The following is a 7,754-nucleotide window of genomic DNA, read 5'->3' as shown; positions in this document are numbered from 1 at the left end:
TGGGCACTGGTTTATTCTTCAAGAGTACGTATCAGTGCTTGGCATTTATACAAAACTGAACGTGAGCATGCTGAGTTTAGGCCCGGGGGGTGACACTATCAGGGATAGGGCAATGGTAAGGATTCACTTTGCAGACACTTTCCAACTCCGCTTTAGCTTGACTCACTAGCTCAGGATTAAGCAGGACTTCAAGGCCCGTTGCGGCCATCACCTTAGCTGCGGCAATCATCCCCTTATAACTGATAGAGGTATTGCCCTGAGATACCGCTTGCCAAGTATGCAAAGGGGTGCCAAAGGCGTAACAAGCTGAGAAACATTGTACTGTTGGGACTACCCAACTGACATCACCAACGTCGGTCGAACCATAAAGTAACTCATAACATGGCTTATATTGAACCACGCTGTTGAGGACTGGATGATGATAAAGGTAGTCCAAATCGCTTTGTGCTATCTCCCTGTTTGTTGCCAGAACTTGATTAATATTGGCCAGAATATCCTCGCGAGTGAAGGTGTTTCTAATTTCTGACATATATTCCAGCTCGCCTTCATCATATTTGGGCACTCCTAACTGGTTAAGATGCTTTGACATGACCTGTTCAAGGAGTCGGTTAGGCTGATAACTGGAACACGCTTTAATAAAATCCACCTCTACGCGAGTCCCGCTCATCATAGCAGCCCCTTGAGCGACTTGCTGTAATCGCTCATAGATATCCTGAACATCTGAAACACGAGGAGAACGGATCAGATAGCGAACGGAAGCTTCGGGCTGGACAACATTAGGGGCTGATCCCCCGGCATTTGTTATCGCATAATGAAGTCTTGAGTCGGTGGGAATGTGCTCTCTCAAGTAATTCGCACCAACATTCATGAGTTCAACTGAGTCTAAGGCACTACGACCGCTATGGGGGGCCGCTGCTGCGTGTGCTGCTTTACCATGAAAGTAAAACTCCGCTTGGATGTTTGCTAGCGTCGGGGTATTAAACACACCCATAAATGTTTGAGGATGCCAGGTTATAGCGATATCCGTGTTAGAAAAAACACCGTCGCGCACCATAAAGGTTTTTCCGGCCCCCCCTTCTTCTGCGGGACATCCATAAAATGTGACTCTCCCAGGTAAGCCTTGTTCTTCAATACGGTTCTTCAATGACAGAGCAGCAGCTACCGCAGCAACGCCAAGTAAATGGTGTCCGCATCCATGTCCATTGCCTCCTTCGGTAATACAAGACTGTTTAGTTGAATGGGCATGCTGGCTTAGACCGGGGAGAGCATCATATTCGCCTAATAAACCAATATTGGGATAACCGTTGCCGTAGGTTGCAATAAAGGCTGTATCAAGATTCGCTACTGGTGCGGTAATGGTAAAGCCATGCTCTTGCAAAAAGGCTTTAATTGTTGAACAAGACTGGTATTCTTCGAATCTCGTTTCGGCAAACTCCCAAATCTGACGGCTTAAGTCCGTCAGTTCCGGTTCATACTTATCAATATCGTCCCATAACGTTTGATACATGTCCTGATGCTCAATTGTGTCATCAGATAGAACCTCAGCTTCATATGTTAACATCACAATTCCTTTCGTCTTATCTATCCAACCATGCTGACTTGGGAATGGAGACCCGTATTCAACATCAACGAATCTGCATTACTTGGTTTTAATTTAATGAGTCCTGAAACTCTTTAGCATTCATTACAACCTCAGAGAGCAAAGCTAAAGCGTTTTGCAGTACACTTTCATTAAAATCGAACTTATCGTTATGGTGGCCCGCCGCCAGTTCTGTACCGAAAATCATATAAGTGGCATGTCCACCATGATGTTTGACTCGCTCCATAAAGTAAGTCGCATCTTCCGAACCCGATGCCCCTTCAGTAAGGTGGTGCACTTTACGGAAACGATTCAAGCCTTCCGCTTTATCGGCAATAAATGAGACCCAGTTTGGTGAAGGAGCACTTTGCTGTGCTGAGCCAACAACGTCAATCTTGTAGTCGACTTCGTACATTGCTGCCACCCCTTTGATAACAGCCTCACTTCGGGCAAACATATAATCATTAATGTTATTGTTTTCGCCACGACACTCGATTTTGAGATGGGCATGCTGGGCTATGACATTACGCCCTGTACCGGCATTGATTACGCCAACGTTAATTCTGGATGCGCCTTCGCTGTGACGACTAATACTATGTAAGCCAATAGTGGTCTGAGCTGCCGCCAGAATGGCATTTTTCCCTTGTTCTGGGCTACCGCCGGCATGAGAAGGGACACCTTGGAAGTCTACGTTGAATTTGGTTGTCGCTAAGAATTCGTTACTTCCGCAGATGACTTCATTGTCAGGAACCCCTGTTCCAATGTGAATAGCAATAAAACAATCGACATCATCAACTACGCCGGCATCCACCATGGATTTCGCCCCGCGAGTGCCTTCTTCCGCTGGTTGGAAAATAAGTTTAATGGTTCCAGATAATTGCTCTTTGTTCTCCATTAAATAGTTCGCAAGCCCTAAGCCTATTGCCGTATGACCATCATGACCGCAGGCATGGGACATATTATGATTAATAGAAGCAAAGCCACATTGATGAGGCAGGTGATCTCCCGACGAAGCTTCTTCTAAATCAAGAGCATCCATGTCAACTCTTACGCCAATCGTAGGGCCAGGTTTTCCTGTTGCTAACGTGGCGACAATACCAGTGAAACCGCCGGAAAAGTAACTCAGCCATTTTTCAATGGCCCCTTGTTCAAGCGCTCTTTTCTCTTGCTGTTGTAAAAATTCCGGGCTTGGTACGCCCATACGTGATTCTGTGTTAATCACGTCGCGACCCAGGGCAAGTTGATAGCCTAATTTATCTAATAAATCAGCCACTATAGTTGATGTTCTAAACTCTACCCAGCCTGATTCTGGATGCTTGTGAAGATCACGACGCCATTCGATCATTTTCTTGCTAATAGTATTTAGTTGAGACTCATAATTATTATCTGGCATCATTTATTCTCCGTTATGATTCTAAAGTGCAGTTAGTTTTGAGCAGTGACAAATGGGGGAGGGCTTCCCCCATTTGGCCTGATTCAATGTTGAAGGCTTATAGCATTGGATAAATACCTGGACCGATAGGTAAATTAAAAGTAAAGAAGATAAGAAGAAGTACGAGCCAGCTACCTAAGAATGCAAGTGTGTACGGCATGAGCAAGGCGATCATCGATCCCATTCCGGCTTTTCTATCATACTCCTTCATCATAGATAAAATGACTACAAAATAAGGGCTTAACGGCGTAACAATGTTTGTAGAAGAATCTGCAACTCGGTAGGCTAGCTGAATAAAAGCGGGGTGATAACCTAATTGCATAAACATCGGTACAAAAACAGGAGCCTCAAGTGCCCATTTAGCAGAGCCACTTGGAATCAGGAAGTTAAGTCCTGCTGTAAATACACAGTAACCAAGTATTACTGCTATTCCGTCAAAGTGGATATCTTTTAATAATTCTGCACCGTTAACAGCGACCCAAGTTCCTAAATGGCTCCAGTTAAAATAGGCGATAAACTGAGAGCAAAAAAAGATAAGAACAATATAGCTCGACATATCAGAAATGGCTTCGGACATATATCGAGTCAGATCTTTACTGTTTTTGATTAGGCCAAGTGTTATTCCATATGCCGTACCAACTGAAATAAAGAAAAACAGAATAATAGGTATAATACCTTTCAAAAATGGAGAAGGGATTAAACCGCCATTTGCATTTTGAAGGGGTGAACCCGGCCACAGTACAAACGTTGTGATCGCTGCAAGATAGATAACCGCTGTGATACCTGCATTACGTAGCGCGCGACCTTCCAACACAGGATTCGTCATTGACTTTTGTTTGCCTTGGTATTTTCCCAGCTTTGGCTCAATGATTTTTTCGGTAACCAATACACCGACTGCAGTCAAAACAAATACTGATACGATGTTGAAGTACCAGTTATCGATAGGAGTGACTGTCATATCCGGAGCAACCGCTTTCACCGCTTCACTGGAAATGCCAGATAATAAGGCGTCAGTTCCTGCAATTACTAAGTTAGCGGTAAATCCGGCACCAGCACTCGCAAAACCAGCCATAAGTCCGACAATTGGGTTTCTACCTACTGACATAAAGACCAGTGCTGCTAAAGGTGGTAATACCACCATAGAAGCGTCGGAAGCAATATTCATCATAATGCCGGCAAACACCACCGCAGTAGTAATCATAGACTTGGGGGCATTAAGAATAGTGTGTTTAACTACACTTTCTAACAATCCGACTCGTTCAGCTAGTCCAACCCCAATTAACATTGATAGAACTAAGCCTAATGGCGCAAAACCCGTGAAATTTTTCACCATATTAGTAAAAATGTAAACAATGCCTTCGTCAGACATTAAACTGCGGATTGGAAGTTCTTTACCGGTTGCAGGGTGAATAACTGATGCGCCTCCATTTGCTGCTAATACAGAAGCGACAACCACTACAATCGTCAAAATAAAAAACAAAACAATTGGCTCGGGTAGCTTGTTTCCCACCCTCTCTATTGCACTAAATATGCGGCTTTGTGATGCAGTTTTCGTTGAAACTGCCGTTTGCACTTGTGACATTTGTACCATCCTTGTTGATGTACTACTCAAAGTGAAGGCTTCTATTCATCTTCCTGATGATGTTCTATCAAGAAACCTCTTTACTCAGACAATCTATTCACAGTATGGATATCAAACAAGACAACAATTATTATATGGTGATAACCTGAGGTTATCACGGAAGAAGAAAAAGCTCATGGCACTAAAAATTAATCAGTTACGCACAATTTCCATGATTGCTAAGTGTGGAAGTATTCGTGGAGCAAGCCGACTCCTAGGTGTTTCACAACCTGCCTTAACTAAGACATTACGCGATCTGGAAGATAGTTTAGGAACTCAAGTTGTGATCAGAGGCAGTCAAGGTGTCACACTAACCGTAATCGGTGAACAATTACTCTCTCATGCAAACTTAATATTAAGAGAGATGGATATTGCTGAAGAGTACATTAAACAGATATTGGGTCAGCACGAAGGAACCATCAATATAGGCATTGGTGCTAGCGTGGCATGTGAACTCATGCCACAGGTTATTCGTAAATTTCGTATGAAATATCCACATGTCAGAATAAAAATCCAGGAAGGCCAACTGGAAATGCACATTGAGCAACTACGGCAAGGCAAATTAGATTTTGCCATAAATACCGTACAATCCGATTTGGCTCTTCATGAATTTACCAAAGAAAAATTGATTGAGATGCCATTTAAGCTTATGGCCAGAAAAGGGCATCCTAAACTGAAAGAGCAGAACCTGGAAGCGCTTCTGACATGTGACTGGATTATGCCCACAACAGGAATGAGCTTCCTCAATACCATCAATGAGATCCTATCTATGAAAGGCAAGAGACTCATGCATTCCATTACTTGTGAATCCTATCTTTCCGGATTATCAATCATTAGTCAGACAGACTGCATTGGCCTTGTTTCTTCAGCCGCGATAGAACATTATACCTACGCTTCTGAACTTACAGAGATTGTGTTAGATCCTCCTCTACCTTTAGCAACTTATTATCTGGTGTGCAGAAAATCCAGTCAACTTACCCCTCTTGCGTCTGAATTAGCAAAGTTGTTTAAGTATCAATCCCGTCCGTTATTTACTGGTATCAATCAAACTGTCGCCGATTCAAATTCTTCCATGAACAATATCAGCAAGGGCTAGGATAAATGAAACCTTTAAAGTGGCTGTAAGCTTGTTTGATATTGACCTTAAACATAGAGGTGGTGTTTTGCCATGTTGTAACTGCATAAACTGATTAAAAATAATTTAACAGTGCGTGGAACAAAGCAAATTCCCCATACAAAATTACTGGCACATTTGTATCCGGAAACGTCACACTCGGCATTTCGTAACTTAGAAGTGCCCCTTTATGTGTTAGACTTTTTACACTTTCAAATTCTGCCAATGTGCGTTTGCCTTACTAAAATTTATCCGACGAAATCCGCCCGGTGGACTCTATAAAATAACACTCCGTTTTGCAGTCTAACTTTTCTTATATCTTGCTAAGAGTCTGATTTAAAATTGAAAATAATATAAAAATCTGTATTATCGAACGATAAGAAAAACGGCTGAAATCCGTATGGGAAGTGTTAGCCCATTGTTCGAATGTCATATATTAATAGAGGTTTTCTTGAAATTAAAAGAACAAATTAGTCAAATTTTCCTGACTAAATTAAACTCGATGGTCAATCCCAAGTTTCATAATAAGTTCATCCTACTTCTACTTACAGCTGGGCTTGGATTGCTGACTCCCAGCGTCTTGAGTGTTTTAGTGAAATTTCAATTAATAACTGATGATCTTGTAATTAACATTGAGGCGGGTGAAACCACAAATAACAGTTTGGCATTTATCGGATTAGTATTTGTTTCGATGTCGGTTTATCTATTGAGGTTGGTGAGAAACCAAGAACATGAGGTTTTTATGTATGAAGAATCTCTAGATCACGATTTTTCAGTTAATTATTATATTTGTGAAGATTTTGATTATTTGAAAGAGTTGTGCTCAGGGGATTTAACAAATTTCCCTGAAGATAAAGCAATGTTGTTACAGAATAATGTTTTAGATACAATTAATAGTATTATTTCTTCTCATCCTTGCAAATATCGACCTACAAGTCACTTTACTTCTGAAGATTTCGGCAGTGAGGAAAACTACATTAGTCTATATCCACATGCATCAAAACCAAACAAAGGTCAGGCTAATCATGCTTACTTTAGTCTTATTAGAGAACTAGACGAGAATGATAAAAAGTCTCTTTATACTAAAGATTCAATCATCAAGTTAATGATTGATAGTGGTTTTTCTGGTCGACTTGGCTATGCTGGAGCATATCCAAATGAATGCTGGGATGTTGAGTTACAAGAAGAGCTTGTTGTAAGAAAGTTATGGGTGCTGTTTCTATCTATTAAAAACAACTCGAATAAACTCGTTGATTTAGATTCTTTATTAGTTGATTTTAATAATAAAAATGAATTCTATGACTTCGAGTTAAATTCAGAGCAGCAGAAAGTGTCAACGCTACCAAAAATTATGCTGGAACCGGGCAAATGCATCGTTATTCCTGTTAGTATTTTAGTACCACCTTTAACACCGTTATCGCGCCAAAAAATTGTTCAACATCACAAGAATAGCTACGAAGAGAAAGTGTATGAAGTATTCGAAGAGTCTATAATGCTTGAAGAAGATCAAACGTTCTTCGTTTACGGTGAACAGTGGAACGTAAAGCGTTTAAACTATCAAAAAGGCGGGCGTTCACTTTCAACAAACATTAGATGTTTTGATCCAACAAATACATTTACCCTGAACGTAGGGTGGCAGATTGGTTCATGTCCGCATTTATTTAGTTTAAAAGCTGATAAGATAGTATATGAAAGAGAACTGCTAGCATCTTGTGTGTCCAAGGTCGGTGAGGACCTCTTTGTTGTCCCAAGCACATTCAGTCGGCTAGTGATCGCTGAAATTGAAGACGAGGTTACAACTATTAAGTGTTTACGTGTAAATGGTAACGCGTTGGTTCACGATATTACCCTTAAAAAGGGAGATGCATACGAGTTTAATGTAAACGAAGGAGACATTGTAGAAATTGTGGGCTTATATGAACCATATATTAGCCAAACGAGTAACGTTCCTGTAGGTAATAAACGAAACGATCTGATTTGTAACTATATGCGAAGCTATAACAATAAA

General features: G+C 41.2%; 5 protein-coding genes. 2 read left to right on the top strand and 3 right to left on the bottom strand.

The annotated features are described in order from the left end of the window. Positions 1-76: 76 nt before the first annotated feature. The 3 genes from AC55NX_RS20210 to AC55NX_RS20200 all read right to left on the bottom strand — a co-directional run bounded on the left by AC55NX_RS20210 (position 77) and on the right by AC55NX_RS20200 (position 4,593). The gene (locus AC55NX_RS20210) at positions 77-1,561 is read right to left on the bottom strand and encodes a M20 family metallopeptidase (RefSeq protein WP_496997364.1); all 1,485 of its coding nucleotides are present in this window, start codon (positions 1,559-1,561) and stop codon (positions 77-79) included. Between the two features lie 88 nt (positions 1,562-1,649). After that, a complete protein-coding gene (locus tag AC55NX_RS20205) occupies positions 1,650-2,975 on the bottom strand; it encodes an amidohydrolase (protein WP_496997363.1) in 1,326 nt (441 codons plus the stop codon). Positions 2,976-3,069: 94 nt separating this feature from the next. After that, positions 3,070-4,593 carry an AbgT family transporter gene (locus tag AC55NX_RS20200; protein WP_496997362.1) on the bottom strand — a complete coding sequence of 508 codons (1,524 nt, stop codon included), beginning with the start codon at positions 4,591-4,593 and terminating at the stop codon, positions 3,070-3,072. 175 nt (positions 4,594-4,768) lie between these two features. On the opposite strand from AC55NX_RS20200, the gene AC55NX_RS20195 reads away from it, so the two are divergent. Further along, positions 4,769-5,728 carry a LysR substrate-binding domain-containing protein gene (locus AC55NX_RS20195; protein ID WP_496997361.1) on the top strand — a complete coding sequence of 320 codons (960 nt, stop codon included), beginning with the start codon at positions 4,769-4,771 and terminating at the stop codon, positions 5,726-5,728. Positions 5,729-6,197: 469 nt separating this feature from the next. Beyond that, a partial coding sequence (locus AC55NX_RS20190; RefSeq protein ID WP_496997360.1) for a hypothetical protein occupies positions 6,198-7,754 on the top strand: 1,557 nt, incomplete at its 3' end.

The sequence above is a fragment of the Vibrio rubrogenes genome, assembly GCF_059641415.1.
Note: the sequence above shows the minus strand (reverse complement) of the source record. Positions and strands in the feature narration are given on the sequence as shown.